This window comes from Pseudomonas massiliensis (assembly GCF_000826105.1).
GTDB classification, from domain to species: Bacteria; Pseudomonadota; Gammaproteobacteria; order Pseudomonadales; family Pseudomonadaceae; genus Aquipseudomonas; species Aquipseudomonas massiliensis.
This window is the reverse complement of sequence record NZ_CCYK01000004.1, coordinates 337,868-355,437: the sequence shown is the minus strand read 5'-3', so window position 1 is coordinate 355,437 and position 17,570 is coordinate 337,868. Positions and strand designations below refer to the sequence as shown.

Below are 17,570 nucleotides of genomic sequence, written 5' to 3'. Positions count from 1 at the left end.
GATCCGCTACGATGAAGGCCTGTTGCCACCGGATCGGATCCCCATGTCTGCTGTTACTTCAGCCGCCAGCGAGACGCTGGTACTCGACAATGGGCTGCGCGTGAACATCTGCCATGAGCCACGCCTCAAGCGCGCGGCGGCTTTCTTGCGGGTCGACGCTGGCAGCCATGACGTAGATGCCGCCTGGCCCGGCCTGGCCCACTTTCTCGAGCATCTGTTTTTCCTGGGCACTGCCCGGTTCGCTGGCGACCAGGCCCTGATGCCGTTCGTCCAGCGACAGGGTGGGCAACTCAATGCCTCCACTGGCGAGCGCGCCACGGACTTTTTCTTCGAGGTGCCGGTACCGGCCTTTTCTGGCGCACTGGAGCGACTGTGCGAAATGCTGGTCAATCCTCGGCTCACCGCCTCGGATCAGCGCCGCGAGCGCGAAGTGTTGCACGCGGAATTCATCAGTTGGTCCCGGGACAACGAGGCCCATCATCAGCTGTGGCTGACCGGCCCGCTTTCAGCGCGCCACCCGCTGCGCGCCTTCCATGCAGGCAACCGCTACAGCCTGCCGCTGGGCCGCGCTGATTTCCAGGTCGCCCTGCGGCAGTTCCACCTGGACCATTATCACAGCGGTCGCATGACCCTGACGCTGGTGGGCCCGCAGCCGGAAGACTACCTGATGCGGGTGGCGCAGCGTGCCGCTTCGGTGATACCGCGCGGCAAGCCACGTCCGGCCCCGGCCCCGCCGTTGCTGCTGGATGACAGCGGCGAGCCACAGGCACAGCCCCCAGGGCCTCGCTTCAACCTGGCGTTCGCTTGCGAGGGCCTGCCCGAGGGCACGCCCCAGGCCATCGCGTTTTTCAGCACCTGGTGCGCCAATGCCCAGCCCGGCGGCTTGCAGGCCGAGCTGCTGCGCCGGGAGTTGATCGAAAGCCTGCGGGTCAAGGTGCCTTATCAGTACCAAGACCAGGCCCTGATCGACATCGAATTCCAGCTTACCGCCAGCGGCCAGCAGGCCCTCCCCGTCATCAAGGCGCTGGCCTTCGACTGGCTGGAATTCTTCGAGGCAGTGGACGACTGGCCAATGCTGCGCGAGGAATATGCGTTACTGCAGAATCGCCAGCGGCTGACCTGCGGCGCCCTGGAGCTGGCGCGTCGGCTGGCCCAACCACAGATACACGCGCCTTGCCTGGATGCCCAGGGCCTGAGCGCGCTACGCGCGTTGCTGGGGCAGTTGCGCCCGGAGCGGGCCCTGCATCCGCTGCCACCGTCCCCGTCCGGGGCGTCTGTCACCAGCGCACATTGGCGACTGCCCCAGCGCAATCGCTTCCTGCGGCCCAGCCGACGTCCCGAGCAGCCAGTGCCAGACCCGCGGGCCATGCGCTATGCCAGTGGCACCGACAAGGCAAGCCATGAAGCTGAAGTGATACTGCGCTGGAACCTGGGCGGCTCTCACCAGCAAGGGCTGTGGCAAGTGGTCGATCGGGGCCAGCAGCGCCTGGTGCAGGAAGCGCGCCAGGCTGGGGTCAAGCTGTTGTTCACCCGGCTGGGTGAAGATTGGCAACTGCGCTTGAGCGGTATCGGCGAGCCCATGCCTGCGCTGCTCGAACAGGTACTGGCCGTATGCGCCGCCCCCCCACCCGAAGCCTGGCGCCACGCCGAAACCCTGCTGCCTACCCCGCAAACCCCTATTCGCGAACTGCTGCGCCAATTGCCCGAGCACTGCCTGGGGCTGTCACGCGTTACCGTGCGTCAGCAAGCTGGAGATATCCAGCCTGGCAGGCTGCACAAGTTGTGGAGCGTGGCCCGTTGGGAAGGCTTGGCGGTGGGCTTCAACGATGCGAGCCGCAGCGCGCTGAACCTTGCCTTGCGCGCCATGCCGGGCCAGCCAGACCCTCGCATGCCAGCGCGAGCACGGCCGATGCAAGGCAAGCGTTGGCAGCCCATTTCCGCGGCCAATGGCGAGCACGCGCTTCTGCTCTTCTGTCCCGCCCCAGCGGCCTCGATCGCCGAAGACGCCGCCTGGCGGTTCATCGCCCAGATCGCCCAGACGCCCTTCTATGAGCGGCTACGGGTGGAGCAGCAACTTGGGTATGCCGTGTTCAGCAGCTTCCGCCAGATCGCCGGCCAGCCGGGCCTGGTATTCGGCGTACAGTCGCCTGGCACGGATCAACCGGCGTTGCTGGGCCATATCGAACAGTTCCTCAAGCAGTTGCCGCGGTTGGTCGGCAACCTGGGCAGCGAGAAACTGGCGGGGCTACGGCAGGCGCTGCTCAACCGGCTCAAACCCGAAGAAATGGATAACGGCCAGTTGGCCGACACCCTTTGGCAAGCTCACCTGGGCGGCCATAGCGAAGGCTACCTTGCGCGCTTGCAGCAGGCCCTGGGCGATTTGCGCTCGGCCGATCTGGTCAGCGCGGCGTGGCGGCTGGTCAATGCCGAGCATGGCTGGCTGGTGCTGACCAACGGCGGCGAGGCGCCCAAAGGGTGGGCAGCGGGGACGGCATCTTTACCGTAACGGTAAAGCGCTTTCTTTTTTTTTAACCTAACTGGCCGGTTACTTTCGGTACAATGGTGGCCTGACTCGGCTTGAACGTCCGCTCCTACAGGTGGACTAAACTATGCCGACCTATCATCCCTTAACGAGGATCTGCCCATGTGGACTAAACCTGCCTACACCGACCTGCGCATCGGCTTCGAAGTGACCATGTACTTCGCTAACCGTTGATCGCACTGACTCCGACGGGCCTTGCTGCCGTCGGAGCCTTTCGCAAGCGACGCCCCGAATTTCCGGGGCGTTTTCATTTGCGCTCGACAGGGAGCCCTCATGTACATTCAGATCCTCGGCTCGGCGGCCGGCGGGGGTTTTCCCCAATGGAACTGCAACTGCCCCAACTGCCACGGCTTGCGCGAAGGCACGCTGCGGGCCCAGGCCCGGACCCAGTCGTCCATCGCCTTGTCCGACGATGGCGTGAACTGGATTCTGTGCAACGCCTCGCCGGATATCCGCGCCCAGCTGCAAAGCTTCGCCCCGCTGCAACCCGGCCGTGCGCTGCGTGACACCGGCATCGGCGCGATCATCCTGCTCGACAGCCAGATCGACCACACCACCGGCCTGCTCAGCCTGCGCGAGGGCTGCCCGCATCAGGTCTGGTGCACGGACATGGTCCACCAGGACCTCACCACCGGCTTTCCGTTGTTCAACATGCTCAGCCACTGGAACGGCGGCCTGCAGTGGCAACCCATTGGCCTGGACCAGCCCTTCACCGTGCCCGCCTGCCCCGCCTTGCGCTTTACCCCGCTGCCACTGCGCAGCGCCGCGCCACCCTATTCGCCGCATCGGTTCGACCCCCACCCCGGGGATAACCTGGGGCTGATCGTGGAAGACCTGAACACCGGCGGTCGCCTGTTCTACGCTCCTGGCCTGGGCCAGGTGGATGATACCCTGCTGGCGCGCATGGCCGAGGCCAATTGCCTGCTGGTGGACGGTACCCTATGGGAAGACGACGAAATGCAGCGTCGTGGGGTAGGCACCCGCACCGGGCGGGAGATGGGACACCTGGCTCAGAACGGCCCCGGCGGCATGCTCGAGGTGCTGGACGGGCTGAACGTACCACGCAAGGTGCTGATCCACATCAACAACACCAACCCCATCCTGGACGAGGACTCGCCCGAACGCGCCGAAGTGGAGCGCCGTGGCGTGGAAGTCGCCTACGATGGCATGAGCATCCGGCTATAAAAGGCAGCGAAGCTGGCGCAGGTGGCCTGCCGTCATGGCCCGGCCAGCTTCAGCCGCAGTTACACAGACATGAGAGGCCCCATGAGCCAACACGCCATGACCCCGGCACAATTCGAACAGGCCCTGCGTGCCAAGGGAGCCTATTACCACATCTATCACCCTTATCACGTGGCGATGTACGAAGGCCGTGCCACCCGGGAGCAGATCCAGGGCTGGGTCGCCAACCGCTTCTATTATCAGGTGAACATTCCGCTGAAGGACGCGGCCATCCTGGCCAACTGCCCTGATCGCGAAGTACGCCGCGAGTGGATTCAGCGCTTGCTCGACCACGACGGCGCGCCGGGTGAAGACGGTGGCATCGAAGCCTGGCTGCGCCTGGGCCAGGCCGTGGGACTGGACCCTGACCAACTGCGCTCCCAGGAGCTGGTGCTGCCGGGGGTGCGTTTCGCAGTGGATGCCTATGTGAACTTCGCTCGCCGTGCCAGCTGGCAGGAAGCGGCCAGCAGTTCGCTGACGGAACTGTTCGCGCCGCAGATCCACCAGTCGCGCCTGGACAGCTGGCCGGCCCATTATCCCTGGATCGACCCGGCCGGGTATGAGTATTTCCGCACCCGCCTGGGCCAGGCCCGCCGGGACGTCGAGCACGGCCTGGCCATTACCCTGGCCCATTACACCACGGCCGAAGGCCAGCAGCGCATGCTGGAAATCCTGCAATTCAAACTGGACATTCTCTGGACCATGCTCGACGCCATGACCATGGCCTACGCGCTGGACCGGCCTCCTTACCACAGCGTGACCCGGGAACGGGTCTGGCACAAAGGCATTGCCCTATGACCTTCGACCGTACCCGCGTTCCCCAGTGGCGCCCTGGTTATCGATTCCAATATGAGCCTGCGCAGAAGGGGCATGTCCTGCTCTACCCCGAGGGCATGATCAAGCTCAACGAAAGTGCTGGCGCCATAGGCGCGCTGATCGATGGCCAGCGCAGCGTGGCAGCCATCATCGACAGCCTCGACCAGCAGTTCCCCGGCGTGCCGGAGCTGGCCGACGACGTCGAACAGTTCATGGAGGTTGCGCGTGAAAAGCATTGGCTCCAGCTCGTCTGAGCCAGCGGCCCCGCCCGTGGGCCTGCCGCTCTGGCTGTTGGCCGAGTTGACCTACCGCTGCCCGCTGCAATGTCCCTATTGCTCCAACCCCCTGGACTTCGCCGCCCAAGGCAAGGAATTGAGCACCGAGGAATGGTTCCGGGTCATGGCCCAGGCGCGGGAAATAGGCGCCGCCCAAATTGGTTTTTCCGGTGGCGAACCGCTGGTGCGCCAGGATCTGGCCGAGCTGATCGGCGAGGCCCGGCGTCTGGGGTACTACACCAACCTCATCACCTCCGGCATCGGCTTGACCGAAGAACGCCTGGACAGCTTCAAGGCCGCGGGCCTTGACCATATCCAGATCAGTTTCCAGGCCAGCGACGAGCAGGTGAACAACCTACTGGCCGGCTCGAAGAAAGCCTTCGCCCAGAAGCTGGCCATGGCCAAGGCCGTCAAAGAGCGCGGTTATCCCATGGTGCTCAATTTCGTGACCCATCGGCATAACATCGACCGCATCGACCGCATCATCGAGTTGTGCCTGGCGCTGGAGGCGGATTTCGTCGAGCTCGCCACCTGCCAGTTCTATGGCTGGGCGGAGCTGAACCGTGTCGGCCTGCTGCCGACCCGCGCCCAGCTGGAGCGCGCCGAGCGCATCACCAACGAGTACCGTGCGCGCCTGGAAGCCCAGGGCCACCCGTGCAAGCTCATTTTCGTAACACCGGACTATTATGAAGAGCGTCCCAAGGCCTGCATGAACGGCTGGGGCAGCCTGTTCCTGACCGTCACGCCGGACGGTACCGCCCTGCCCTGTCATGGCGCCCGCCAGCTGCCGGTGGCCTTCCCCAATGTGCGCGAGCATTCCCTGGACGACATCTGGTATCGCTCCTTTGGGTTCAACCGTTTCCGCGGCTATGACTGGATGCCGGAGCCTTGCCGCTCCTGCGACGAGAAAACCAAGGACTTCGGCGGCTGCCGCTGCCAGGCCTTCATGCTCACTGGCGACGCCAGCAACGCAGACCCGGTTTGCGCCAAGTCGGCTCATCACGGGGTGATCCTCGCCGCGCGCGAAGAAGCTGAATACAGTACAACGCCCATCGAAGAGCTGACCTATCGAAATGAGCGGAACTCGAAAATCATCGCACGGGGCTGAGCGCCTCGACGCCATGGCCGTCGTGGCCGCCGGACGCGACTTCGCTGAGCTGGCCCTGAGCGAGGCCGGCCTGTTCTGGAACGAGTTTCGCCCGGAGGAAGGCGGCTGCCGCTTGTACCACTGGCACAATGGCCACGCCCAACTGGTAACGCCGCCCGAAATCAGCGTGCGCAGCCGTGTCTATGAATATGGCGGTGGGTCGTTCTGCGCGGGCCCGGATGCGCTCTTCTTCGTCAACGAGCGTGACCAGCAACTGTACCGTCAGCCATTGACCAAGCAGGCCGCGCCGGTGCTGCTCAGCGCTGGCGGCTATCACTATGGCGGCCTGGCCTACCATCGCGGCCAGGTGTTGGCGGTCGAAGAGTGCCCAGGACAGCCCTACCCCAGCCATCGCCTGGTGGCCTTCGAGGGTGCCAGTGGTGAGCGCAGCGTACTGGCCGAGGGGGCGGACTTCTACGCCGCCGCCACGCTCAGCCCAGCGGGCGACCGCCTGGCCTGGGTGGAATGGAGCCGCCCGGAGCTGCCCTGGACCCGTACTCGGTTGATGTGCGCCCAGCGCGAGCGGAACGGTAAATGGTCGCGACCCACCTGTATCGCTGGACAGGAAGAAGCCGAATCCCTGCAGCAGCCGCGCTTCGATGCCCAGGGTCGCCTGGGCTGCCTGAGTGACCGCAACGGTTATTGGCAACCTTGGGCCGAGCAGGCATCGGGCTGGGCCCCTTTGCCTGCCGAGCCGGGCGATCACGCGGCGGCGCCGTGGCAGCTGGGCCCCGCCACCTGGCATCCCTTGGGCGAAGGCGGCTTCATCGCGACCTGGTTCAGCGAGGGGTACGGCCACCTCGGCGAGCGTCGGGCCGGGCGTGGCCTGCGTGAATACGGCAACGGCTTCAGCCGCTTCCGCAGCCTGTGCGCTGATGACACCCATGTCTACGCCATCGCCGCCTCGCCTGTCAGGCCGGCCTCGGTAGTGGCGGTAGACCGAGCCAGCGGCGAGCTTCAGGTACTGGCAGGCGCCGAGCCACTGCTCCCGGCCGAGCAGATCAGCCAACCCAGGCCATTCTCCTATCCCAGCGGCGACGGTCAGGCCCATGGTTTCTTTTACCCTGCCGCCAGCGACGCCATGCAAGCGCCCTTGTTGGTGTTCATCCATGGCGGTCCTACCTCGGCCACCTACCCGGTGCTGGACCCGCGCATCCAGTTCTGGTGCCAGCGTGGCTTTGCCGTGGCCGACCTGAATTACCGTGGCAGCAGCGGCTACGGCCGTGATTACCGCATGGCACTGCATCAGCGATGGGGCGTAGTGGATGTGGAGGATGCTGGCAATGCCGTGACCTGGCTACGCGACCAGGGCTGGGTACGCAGCCAGCGCGCCTTCATTCGCGGCAGCAGCGCCGGCGGTTACACCACGCTGTGCGCCCTGGCTATGCTCGATACGTTCAGCGGCGGCGCCAGCCTCTATGGCGTGAGCGACCCCAAGGCCCTGGCCCTGGAAACCCACAAATTCGAGGCGGATTACCTGGATTGGCTTATCGGCGATCCCGCCCGGGATGCCCAGCGCTATGCCGAACGCACACCCTTGATCCATGCGGAACGCATCCAGGTGCCGGTCATTTTCTTCCAGGGCGAGCTGGATACGGTAGTGGTGCCGGAGCAAACCGCCGCGATGGTCGCTTCCCTGGAGGCCAAGGGAATTCCCGTGCAAGCCCACTATTACCCGCAAGAGCGCCACGGGTTCCGCCTGGCCAGCAACCTGGCCCATGCCCTGGAATGCGAATGGGCGTTTTACGACAGCCTGTAGAGGCCAGCGCCTTTCGCTAGCTTGCGCTAGCTCCTACTACCTGCCATGAGCGGGAAAGCAATCCAGTAGGAGGCAGCGCCAGCTGCCGAAATCCCATATCCGCGAGCACGCCTAGCGTTTGGCGATGATGTAAACGGCATGCACGATGCCGGGGATGTAGCCACACAGAGTCAGCAGGATGTTCAGCCAGAAGGCGCCACCGAAGCCGACTTGCAGGAAAACGCCCAGCGGAGGCAGGAGAATGGCGAATATGATGCGGATCAGGTCCATGGTTTGGCTTCCTTGAAGGTATACCGAACAGACCTTGGCGCGCCGCTGCGGTTCAGTGGCGCAAGGGCATGGGATCTTATAGCCCGCAAACAAGAAACCCCGCCGAAGCGGGGTTTGCAGACTTGTTTCCCTGAAATCCTTATCATCCCGCCAACCTTGGCAGTGATCCTTGTCGTGTCCCTTTTCTGTTCGGCGCTTCCTGCGCTACGTCCATGTGCACAAGATACCGAAGCCCCCCAAGGCCGCCAATCAGTCATTTCCACCAGGGTATGTAAGCCCTGGCTTACACCTTGTAAGCCCTTTAGAAGTCGGCCGCGTCCATGAGATAGAGCGACTCGCTGCCGGCCCTGACCGCCGCGGCCAGGGACTGGATGCGCGGCAGCAACCGGGCGAAATAGAACCGCGCCGTGCCCAGCTTGCTGGCGTAGAAGGTGTCCCCGTCACCCTTGAGCGCGGCCTGCGCCATGCGAGCCCACATATAGGCATAGGCGGTATAGCCGAACGCCTGCAGGTATTCGACCGAGGCTGCACCGATTTCCTGCGGGTTCGCCTTGGCCCGGTCCAATACCCAGCCTGTAAGTGCATCCAGCGTGTCCAGCGCGGCCAGCAAGGGGCCGGTGAACGCCCGCAGGTGGTCATCGCCGGCCTCGGCGAAAGCCCGCGCCTCGTCCGAGAACAGTTTGTAGAAGGCTCCGCCGTTACCCACTACCTTGCGCCCCATGAGATCCAGCGCCTGGATGCCGTTGGTGCCTTCGTAGATCTGGGTGATTCGCACGTCGCGTACCAGCTGCTCCTGGCCCCACTCGCGGATATAACCATGGCCGCCGAATACCTGCTGGCCATGGACCGTGGTTTCCAGTCCGGCATCGGTGAGAAACGCCTTGGCCACCGGCGTCAGCAGTGCCACCAGGTTCTCCGCGCGGGTGCGTTGGGCAGCGTCTTCGGCGTACTTGGCCACGTCAAGCTGCATGGCCACATAGGTGGAGAACGCCCGCCCGCCTTCATTCAGCGCCTTCATGGTCAGCAGCATCCGGCGCACATCCGGGTGGACGATGATGGGGTCGGCGATCTTGTCCTTGGCCTGGGCGCCGGTGGGGGCACGGCTCTGCAAGCGCTCCCGGGCGTACTCGATGGCGTTCTGGTAAGAGCGCTCTCCAGAGGCCAGGCCCTGGATGCCTACGCCCAATCGTTCGTAGTTCATCATGGTGAACATGGCCGCCAGGCCTTTGTTCTCTTCGCCCACCAGGTAGCCGACGGCGTCGTCGAAGTTCATCACGCAGGTCGCCGATGCCTGGATGCCCATCTTGTGTTCGATGGAACCGCAGGTCACGGCGTTGCGCTGCCCGAGGCTGCCATCGTCGTTCACCATTACCTTGGGCACCAGGAACAGTGAGATACCCTTAGGCCCGGCAGGCGCGTCGGGCAGCTTGGCCAGCACCAGGTGAATGATGTTTTCAGTAAGGTCGTGCTCGCCACCGGTGATGAAGATCTTGGTACCGCTGACCCGGTAGCTGCCGTCGCCCTGAGGGATGGCGCGGGTGCGGATGATCCCCAGGTCCGTGCCGGCGTGAGGCTCGGTCAGGCACATGGACCCGGCCCAGACACCGGCATACATATTGGGCAGGTAGCGCTCCTTCAGCGCCTCGCTGGCATGGGCGGCGATGGACAGGCAGGCTCCGGACGTGAGCATGGGGTACAGGCCAAAGGCGAGACTGGAGGCATTGACCATCTCCTCGACCTGAGCCGAGATGGCCTTGGGCATGCCCATGCCCCCGTAGACCGGGTCGCCGCCGACGCCAACCCACCCGCCTTCGGCATAGGTTTTGTAGGCCTCGACGAAGCCCTTGGGCGTGGTGACCACGGTGTCCGCATAGTGGCAGCCTTCTTCGTCCGCCGCGCGGCTCAAGGGCGCGATCACGCTGGCCGTCAGCTTGCCGGCCTCCTCCAGCACCGCCATGGCGGTTTCCCCGTCCACCACTTCTGCCAGGCCTGGGAGTGCAGCCCACTGCGCGGGCGCATCGAACACCTCTTCCAAAACGAAACGCATATCACGCAGCGGAGCTTTGTAGTCGGCCATGGCAACCTCGCAGTAAAGGTACAGGGATGGCGCCAGTGTAGCCCAACAACAAATCAGAGACGTAGCGTCATGGCATGACCAAAACCAACATAAGAGTCACGCAGCCTTGGTACGGATGGCGCCTCGCCGGTTCTGGCCCTGGGCGATCACACAGTTGCGTCCGGCGCCTTTCGCCGCATAAAGGGCCTGGTCGGCAGCCTTGATGACTTCTTCCGGGCTACGCTGCTCCAGTTGCCGCTCGGCCACGCCAATGCTGATGGTCACCGATACCTGGGAGGCGCCGCTCGCTCCGCGCCGTTGTCGGCCTTGCTGGTCATCCACTGGCCGGTCCGGGTCGCGCAAGTGAATGACGTAGGCAGCGATCACGCCGCGCACCACTTCCAGATGAGGCAGGCACTCCTCCAGCGTCTTGCCTGCGAATACCAGCGCGAACTCCTCTCCCCCGTAGCGGTAGGCGCGGCCGCCACCGCCGATCTTGCCCAGCTTGCTGGCCACCAGGCGTAGCACCTGGTCACCTACATCATGGCCATGGGTGTCGTTGAAGCGCTTGAAGTGGTCTACGTCGCTCATGGCGATCACATAATTGCGCCCCAACCGCTGCAGGCGTTCATTGAGCGCCCGCCGCCCCGGCAAGCCGGTCAGCTCGTCACGGAAGGCCATCTGGTAGCCCTCGTGGGCGACGGCCGCGGCAATCATCAGCATCACCTGGCTGCACATGATGTTCAGGGTGAACGGCAGGATGAAGGTCTTTGGCAGCATCCAGAACAGCCCTGCCAAACCGACCAACTGGGCGGCATGCAAGGGCCTGGGGCTACGCACGTATTGCACCCCAAGAAGAACGAACATCAATGCGAAGACCGGATAGGCCAACTGGATCAGGCTCATCCATTGACCATGCAACGCCGGCCAGCGTATGTCCGCCAGCCAGTTCAACAGGGCCTGGGGAAAACTTTGTTCGAGCCCCAGGGCTACGCTGCCTACCGCCAGCAGTACGGCGAAGCGGGCGACCATATCCTGGAGCAAGTGGGTGCGTTCCTGCCAGGCGCCGTAAAGCCCATAGAGCAGGGGCAACAAGAGGCAACAGAGATGGAAGATCACGGCGGCGTCTTCCCTGACCTTACCGTTGTCCCGGTAATGGTCGGTCTGGGTATCGAGCAGGAAATAGGCGATGTACACCGTCACCATGAGGAACAGCTCCCGCTGGCGGCGATAGACCGCGCAGTAGGCGCCGCCCAACAGCAGGACCAAGGTGGGAAGGACATTGAACAGCGACGTGAAGAACACATTCAGGTCCCGCACGTACGCGGCCGCCAGGCCTGCCACAAGCAGCAGAACAGACGGAACGAAATGGCTATAGCGATAGGCGGATAAACGCGGCAAGGGGACTGGCTCCGACCCAGCAGACAGGTTATGGCATTGTGCCTTTATTTGTATCGGCCTTGCCTGCGAAAGAATGAGGCATTCGTCAAAGGACGGAGCGAAACTCTAGCAGCTCGATACACATCAGCGGCGCAATTGGTCGGAAGGCTTGCTTGGAAAATTCGATTCATGCAGCCGCGCAAGCGCGGCTGCATGGAACCTTCCAGGGAGGTATCCAGTGGGGTCTAGCGATAACTGGCGAAGGGCCGTGAATCAGGGCCGAATTCGCCAGCTTCGCTGGCTCCCCCGGGCAAATCAAGACAGCGCAGCTTTCAGTAACCCAGGTCGAACGCCGCTTCGTCCAGTTCCATCAGGTTGCCGGCGCCGGACAGCATGGCCGCCACGTGGGTACGGGTACGCGGCAGGAGGCGCTGGAAGTAGAAGCGCGCGGTGCTGATCTTGGCCTTGTAGAAGGCTTCCTCGGACGTACCTTCGGCCAGTTTGGCGGCGGCCACACGCGCCATGTCGGCCCAGAAGTAGGCCAGGCAGGCGTAACCGGAGTACATCAGGTAGTCCACCGAGGCGGCACCCACTTCTTCGCGATCCTTCATGGCGGCCATGCCCACTTTCATGGTCAGCTCGCCCCACTCCTTGTTCAACTGCGCCAGGGGTGCCACGAACTCGGCCACGGCGGCATTGCCTTCCTGGGCCTGGCAGAACTTGTGCACGATCTTGGTGAAGCCCTTGAGTGCCTCGCCCTGGGTCATCAACACCTTGCGGCCCAGCAGGTCGAGGGCCTGCACGCCGGTGGTGCCTTCATAGAGCATGGAAATACGGCTGTCGCGCACGTTCTGCTCCATGCCCCACTCGGCGATGAAGCCGTGGCCGCCGTAGATCTGCACGCCGTGGTTGGCGGCTTCGAAGCCCACTTCGGTCATGAAGGCCTTGGCGATAGGCGTCATGAAGGCCAGCAGGCCATCAGCGCGCTTCTTCTCTTCTTCATCCTGGCTGTACTTGACGATGTCCACCAGCTTGGACGTGAAGTACACCATCGCCCGGTTGCCTTCAGCGAAGGCTTTCATGGTCAGCAACATGCGACGCACGTCCGGATGCACGATGATCGGGTCGGCTGGTTTTTCCGGTGCTTTCGGGCCGGTCAGCGAACGCATCTGCAGGCGCTCGCGGGCATATTTGAGGCCGCCCTGGAAGGCGATCTCGGCATGGGCCAGGCCCTGCAGCGCGGTGCCCAGGCGCGCGGTGTTCATGAAGGTGAACATGCAATTCAGGCCCTTGTTGGCCGGGCCGATCAGGAAGCCGGTCGCGCCGTCGAAGTTCATCACGCAGGTGGCGTTGCCGTGGATACCCATCTTGTGTTCCAGGGAACCACAGGACACGCCGTTGCGCTCACCCACGCCGCCTTCGGCATTGGGCAGGAACTTGGGCACGATGAACAGGGAAATCCCCTTGGTGCCGGCGGGCGCATCCGGCAGGCGAGCCAGTACGATGTGCACGATGTTCTCGGCCATGTCGTGTTCGCCGGCCGAGATGAAGATCTTGGTACCGCTGACCTTGTAGCTGCCATCGGCCTGTGGCTCGGCCTTGGTGCGCAGCATACCCAGGTCGGTACCGCAATGAGGTTCGGTCAGGCACATGGTGCCGGTCCATTGGCCGGACACCAGCTTGGTCAGGTAGGTGTGCTGTTGCTCAGGGGTGCCATGCGCAGAAATGGTGTTCATGGCGCCATGGGACAGGCCGGGGTACATGCCCCAGGACCAGTTGGCGGTACCCACCAGTTCGCTGATCGCCAGGCCCAGGGACTCGGGAAGGCCCTGGCCGCCGTGTTCCACGTCGTGGGCCAGGCTTGGCCAGCCGCCTTCGACGAACTGCTGGTAGGCTTCCTTGAAACCGGTAGGGGTCTTTACCCCTGCTTCGGACCAGGTGCAGCCTTCCAGGTCGCCGACGCGGTTGAGCGGCGCCAGCACCTGCTCGCAGAACTTGGCGCCTTCCTCGAGGATGGCATCCACCATATCCGGAGTCGCGTCCTGGCAACCAGGCAGGCTTTGATAATGCGCCTCGTAGCCGAGCAATTCGTCACGAACGAAGCGAATATCACGCAAGGGGGCCTTGAACTCGGGCATAACGAAAACCTCTGTGCTGAATCCGATGGGAGGTAAACCGCAATAATAGAGGCATCCACCCACGGCGGACGCGTCAAACAGGTGTTTGAAACATACGTTTATGCCAGATGGGTTGTCAATAGGCCCCGGGGTGCAGCCTGTCACCTCGACCCAAAGCAAGACGCCCCGCCTGCGCTAAAGCGCGGGAGGGGCGTCTGTGCATTCGGATGCTTAGTGAAGCAAGGTAACGAAGCGTTCGGTGAGCGCTTCAGGCATAGGTATCGATCATCGTTCCCAGGGCCCGGTCGGACGCCTTTTCCACCTTTGCCCCGGCCTCTACCTGCAAGGCTGCCTGGGTCATCTGCACCGTGAGCGCGGCCAGGTCGGTTTGCTGGCTGCTGTCCACGGCCTGAAGCCGTTGGGCCTGGTAGCCGGTGGATTGGCTTAGGGCAGGACTGTCGTTCTCCACGCCGGCCACGGCAGTGGCGGCGTTATCGAAGCGTGCGCTGGCGACCTGGATCAGGCTGAGCCCGGAATTCATCGAAGAGGTAATCTGCATGGCGGCGGTGCCCCTGCTTGGCTATGTGCCATCAGTGTACGCCGTCTATGGGCGACGTAAAGCGACGTTGGTCAGGCCAGCCGGCTCAGGTCCAGATGGTCGGCCACCGCGGCAGCGCCGGGAAAGTCGAGGCGCGGCACCCTCCCCAGGCACGGGGCACACAGCCGTTGGGCCAGGGTATCGAGGTTGGCGTCCAGGCGAGAGGTGCCAGGGTCGATGATGTTGGCCACCCAGCCCGCCAGTTGCAGGCCATCACGGGCAATGGCTTCGGCCGTCAGGACGGCATGGTTGATACATCCCAGGCGCACCCCGACCACCAGTATCACGGGCAAGCCCAAGGCGATGGCCAGGTCGGACAGATTGTCTTGCCCGGCCAGGGGTACGCGCCAGCCGCCCGCCCCTTCGATCAGGGTGAAGTCTGCCTGCTCGGCCAGTACCTTGCGCATGGGGGCCAGCAGGGCCTGGGCGGTCAGCGCTACGCCTGCCTCTTGCGCGGCGATATGGGGTGCAATGGCCGGTTCGAAGGCATAGGGATTGATGGCTTCGTAGGGCAGTTTCAGGGTGCTTTCGGCCATGAGTGCCGAGGCGTCGCTGTTGCGCAGCGCACCCTCGGCCCATTCGCAGCCGGAGGCCACCGGCTTGGCGCCGAGAGTGCTCAGGCCCTGGCGTTTGGCAGCCTGAAGCAGCCCAGCGCTGAGGGTGGTCTTGCCGACTTCGGTATCGGTACCGGTTACGAAATAAGCAGCGGTCATGAGTATGTCTCGTCAAGCTTTGCGAAGAACGCCGTAGACCACTTGATAAGTGGCGGGCAGCCCGGCGGGGGTTCGCCAGCGTTCGTAAGCCTGCATCATGGCGGCGACTCGGGCGCGGCCGGTAAGGCCTCCCGGGCGGCCAGGGTTAAGATTGTGGGCGCCGAGCGCCTTGAGTTCGTGAGTGAGGCCGCGTACGTCCGGGTAGTGGAGTACCCAAGGCCGGCATTCAAGCTCCAGCACCTTCAGGCCGCTCTCGGCGCACAGGCGGTGGTAGGTTTCGAACGCGCGGAAGCGGTTCACATGCACCTGCCCGTCGGCGGCCTCCCAACTGCTGCGCAACTCGGCCAGGGTGCCGGTGCATAGGCTGCTGAACGCAAAATGCCCCCGCGGCTTGAGCGCATCGCGCACTTGGGTAAGCACCCGCCGGAAGTCGCCGCACCATTGCAGCGCCAGGCTGCTGAATACCAGATCCAGCGTGTCGGAGTGCAGAGGCAGGTTCTCCGCATCCGCGGCCACATGCCAGACAGCCCCGCCCAGGCCGCGAGCATGGGCGAGCATGCCCTCGGCGATATCCAGGGCCAGCCCTTGCGCCGAGGTAAAGCATTGGTCCAGCCGACGGCTGAAATGGCCGGTGCCGCTGCCTAGGTCCAGCCACAGGCGCGGCGTCAGCGTTGGAGGAAGCATGCTTAACAGATGCTCCCCGACCCCACGCTGGAAGGCGGCGACGCTGTCGTAGGTTGTGGCGGCGCGGGAGAACGAGGCCGCGACCTGACGCTTGTCCGGCAAACCGGCATGAATCTCGGTCATGCCGCCTCCTCAATGAACGCTGCCACTCGGACCGCCACCTCCGTGGCCGCCTCGTTCACCCAGGCATGGCATCCGGGCATCGCTGCCACAATGGCGCCTGGTGCCAGCTTGCCCAAGGCCGTGGCAGCCGCTATCGGCACCAAGGCATCAGCCTCGGCGAACAGGTGCAACTGCGGCAGCCGCAGGCGCGCCACGGCGGCTCGGTTGTCCAGCGCGGCCAGTAATCCCAGCGCGGCCGAGTCGGCATAGGCGGGGCCGCCCTCGGCCAACTGCCTGGCCAGGCCACGCGCAGCCGGGCTCCCCTGAGCGCAGAGCAGCGAGAAGCGCTTGAGCGTAGCGGCCCGGTCGGTTGCGCACAGTTGGGCAAAACCGTCGAATACCTCCGGCGCCATGGCCGCAGGCCAATCCTCGCGGGCGACGAAACAGGGGTTGCTGGCAAAGGTAACCAGCCCAGGGCAAGCCGTGCCACGGCGCGCCGCCAACGCTGTAGCCAGCATCCCGCCCAACGACCAGCCCAGCAGCCACGCGCCTGCGGGCACCACCTGATCCAGCGCGGTCAGCGCCGCCTCGGCGTTGCCCATCTGCGGCAACGGCACCAGTTCTACTCGCGCACCCGGGCGAGCAGCTTCCAGCGCCTGGGCCAGGGGCCGCAATGGCGCCGAGCCCAATCCCCAGCCCGACAGCAGGGCCAATACTTCACTCATCCAGGGCCCCCAGTTGCGCTTGGCATTCAGCCAAACCCTCAAGCAGGCGCGCGACTTGGGCCTGGCTATGGGCCGCGCTCAGGGTGACTCGCAAGCGGGCGCTGCCGGCCGGCACCGTGGGCGGGCGAATGGCCGTGACCAGCAAGCCGCGTTCGCGCAAACGCCCGGACCACGCCATGGCACGCTCGCTACTACCCACCACGATGGGCTGGATGGGCGTGTGGCTGGGCATCAGGTCAAGGCCCAAGGCCTCGGCACCGCTGCGAAACTGCTCTACCAGGACCGCCAGGTGCGCCCGCCGCCAGGTTTCCCGGCGCGCCAACTCCAGGCTCTTCAAGGTTGCGCAGGCCAGCGCGGGGGGCTGACCGGTGGTGTAGATGTAAGGGCGGGCGAACTGGATCAAGCATTCGACCAGGGCCTCGCTGCCCGCGACAAAGGCGCCAGCGGTACCAAACGCCTTGCCGAGGGTGCCGACCAATACGGGCACCTCCTCCAGGCCGAGGCCGAAGTGCTCCACGATGCCGCCACCCTGGGCGCCGAGCACGCCCACGCCGTGGGCATCGTCCACCATCAGCCACGCACGCCTGGCGCGGGCGACTTCGGCCAGGGCAGGCAGGTCGGCCAGGTTGCCATCCATGCTGAACACGCCGTCGGTGATCACCAAGGCGTCCCCCTGCGCGCTCGTCAGGCGGCTGGCCAGGCTTACCGGATCGTTGTGCAGGTAGCGAGAGAAACGGGCGCCGCTGAGCAAGCCCGCGTCCAGCAGGGACGCGTGATTGAGACGATCTTCGAACACGCTGTCGCCTTTGCCCACCAATGCCGTTACGGCTCCCAGGTTGGCCATGTAGCCTGTGGAAAACAGCAGGGCGCGGGGTCGCCCGGTCAATTCCGCTAGAGCTTCCTCCAGCGCATGGTGCGGGGCACTATGGCCGATCACCAGATGCGATGCCCCGGCACCTACGCCCCAGCGTTCGGCACCGTCGCGCCAGGCCTTGATCACCTCCGGATGGTTGCCCAGGCCCAGGTAATCGTTACTGCAGAAAGCCAATAACCGCTGACCATCCACGACTACGTCTGGCCCTTGGGGACTTTCCAGGGTGGGACGCTGGCGATAAAGGCTTTCAGCGCGCCGTTGGGCCAGGCGCGCCTGAAGGTCGAACGCCAT

16 protein-coding genes are annotated in these 17,570 nt (G+C 64.5%); 7 read left to right on the top strand and 9 right to left on the bottom strand.

The annotated features are described in order from the left end of the window. The first annotated feature begins 43 nt into the window (after positions 1-43). The 7 genes from pqqF to BN1188_RS02935 all read left to right on the top strand — a co-directional run bounded on the left by pqqF (position 44) and on the right by BN1188_RS02935 (position 7,760). A complete protein-coding gene (pqqF, locus tag BN1188_RS02965) occupies positions 44-2,506 on the top strand; it encodes a pyrroloquinoline quinone biosynthesis protein PqqF (protein ID WP_052469128.1) in 2,463 nt (820 codons plus the stop codon). Between the two features lie 138 nt (positions 2,507-2,644). Next, positions 2,645-2,716 (top strand): pyrroloquinoline quinone precursor peptide PqqA, encoded by a 72-nt coding sequence (gene pqqA, locus BN1188_RS02960; RefSeq protein ID WP_003243383.1) that lies wholly within the window; start codon positions 2,645-2,647, stop codon positions 2,714-2,716. Between the two features lie 99 nt (positions 2,717-2,815). After that, the gene (gene pqqB, locus BN1188_RS02955) at positions 2,816-3,727 is read left to right on the top strand and encodes a pyrroloquinoline quinone biosynthesis protein PqqB (RefSeq protein ID WP_040259752.1); all 912 of its coding nucleotides are present in this window, start codon (positions 2,816-2,818) and stop codon (positions 3,725-3,727) included. A gap of 81 nt (positions 3,728-3,808) precedes the next feature. Further along, positions 3,809-4,561, top strand: coding sequence for a pyrroloquinoline-quinone synthase PqqC (pqqC, locus tag BN1188_RS02950; protein WP_040259751.1), 753 nt, complete (start codon positions 3,809-3,811; stop codon positions 4,559-4,561). After that, complete coding sequence (gene pqqD, locus BN1188_RS02945) at positions 4,558-4,833, top strand: pyrroloquinoline quinone biosynthesis peptide chaperone PqqD (RefSeq protein ID WP_040259750.1); 276 nt, start codon at positions 4,558-4,560, stop codon at positions 4,831-4,833. The genes pqqC and pqqD overlap by 4 nt, the downstream gene beginning before the upstream one ends. Then, positions 4,805-5,962 (top strand): pyrroloquinoline quinone biosynthesis protein PqqE, encoded by a 1,158-nt coding sequence (pqqE, locus tag BN1188_RS02940; protein ID WP_040259748.1) that lies wholly within the window; start codon positions 4,805-4,807, stop codon positions 5,960-5,962. The genes pqqD and pqqE overlap by 29 nt, the downstream gene beginning before the upstream one ends. Beyond that, positions 5,928-7,760 (top strand): alpha/beta hydrolase family protein, encoded by a 1,833-nt coding sequence (locus tag BN1188_RS02935; protein WP_040259747.1) that lies wholly within the window; start codon positions 5,928-5,930, stop codon positions 7,758-7,760. The genes pqqE and BN1188_RS02935 overlap by 35 nt, the downstream gene beginning before the upstream one ends. Before the next feature lie 111 nt (positions 7,761-7,871). Here the strand turns inward: BN1188_RS02935 and BN1188_RS02930 are convergent, their stop codons facing one another. From BN1188_RS02930 to bioF, 9 genes are all read right to left on the bottom strand, one after another. After that, the gene (locus BN1188_RS02930) at positions 7,872-8,030 is read right to left on the bottom strand and encodes a YqaE/Pmp3 family membrane protein (protein ID WP_011063854.1); all 159 of its coding nucleotides are present in this window, start codon (positions 8,028-8,030) and stop codon (positions 7,872-7,874) included. Between the two features lie 301 nt (positions 8,031-8,331). Continuing rightward, entirely contained in the window at positions 8,332-10,107 is a 1,776-nt protein-coding gene (locus BN1188_RS02925) for an acyl-CoA dehydrogenase C-terminal domain-containing protein (RefSeq protein WP_040259746.1), read from the bottom strand. 96 nt (positions 10,108-10,203) lie between these two features. After that, the gene (locus BN1188_RS02920; protein ID WP_040259745.1) at positions 10,204-11,487 is read right to left on the bottom strand and encodes a GGDEF domain-containing protein; all 1,284 of its coding nucleotides are present in this window, start codon (positions 11,485-11,487) and stop codon (positions 10,204-10,206) included. 311 nt (positions 11,488-11,798) lie between these two features. Then, positions 11,799-13,604 (bottom strand): phenylacyl-CoA dehydrogenase, encoded by a 1,806-nt coding sequence (locus BN1188_RS02915; protein ID WP_040259743.1) that lies wholly within the window; start codon positions 13,602-13,604, stop codon positions 11,799-11,801. A gap of 247 nt (positions 13,605-13,851) precedes the next feature. After that, the gene (locus tag BN1188_RS02910; protein ID WP_040259742.1) at positions 13,852-14,142 is read right to left on the bottom strand and encodes a hypothetical protein; all 291 of its coding nucleotides are present in this window, start codon (positions 14,140-14,142) and stop codon (positions 13,852-13,854) included. Between the two features lie 71 nt (positions 14,143-14,213). Continuing rightward, positions 14,214-14,894, bottom strand: a complete 681-nt coding sequence (gene bioD, locus BN1188_RS02905; protein WP_040259741.1) for a dethiobiotin synthase — start codon at positions 14,892-14,894, stop codon at positions 14,214-14,216. Between the two features lie 12 nt (positions 14,895-14,906). Continuing rightward, positions 14,907-15,701 (bottom strand): malonyl-ACP O-methyltransferase BioC, encoded by a 795-nt coding sequence (gene bioC / locus BN1188_RS02900; protein ID WP_040259740.1) that lies wholly within the window; start codon positions 15,699-15,701, stop codon positions 14,907-14,909. Beyond that, the gene (locus tag BN1188_RS02895) at positions 15,698-16,405 is read right to left on the bottom strand and encodes an alpha/beta fold hydrolase (protein WP_040259739.1); all 708 of its coding nucleotides are present in this window, start codon (positions 16,403-16,405) and stop codon (positions 15,698-15,700) included. The genes bioC and BN1188_RS02895 overlap by 4 nt, the downstream gene beginning before the upstream one ends. Continuing rightward, a complete protein-coding gene (gene bioF / locus BN1188_RS02890; protein WP_040259737.1) occupies positions 16,398-17,570 on the bottom strand; it encodes an 8-amino-7-oxononanoate synthase in 1,173 nt (390 codons plus the stop codon). Before bioF ends, BN1188_RS02895 begins: the two co-directional genes overlap by 8 nt.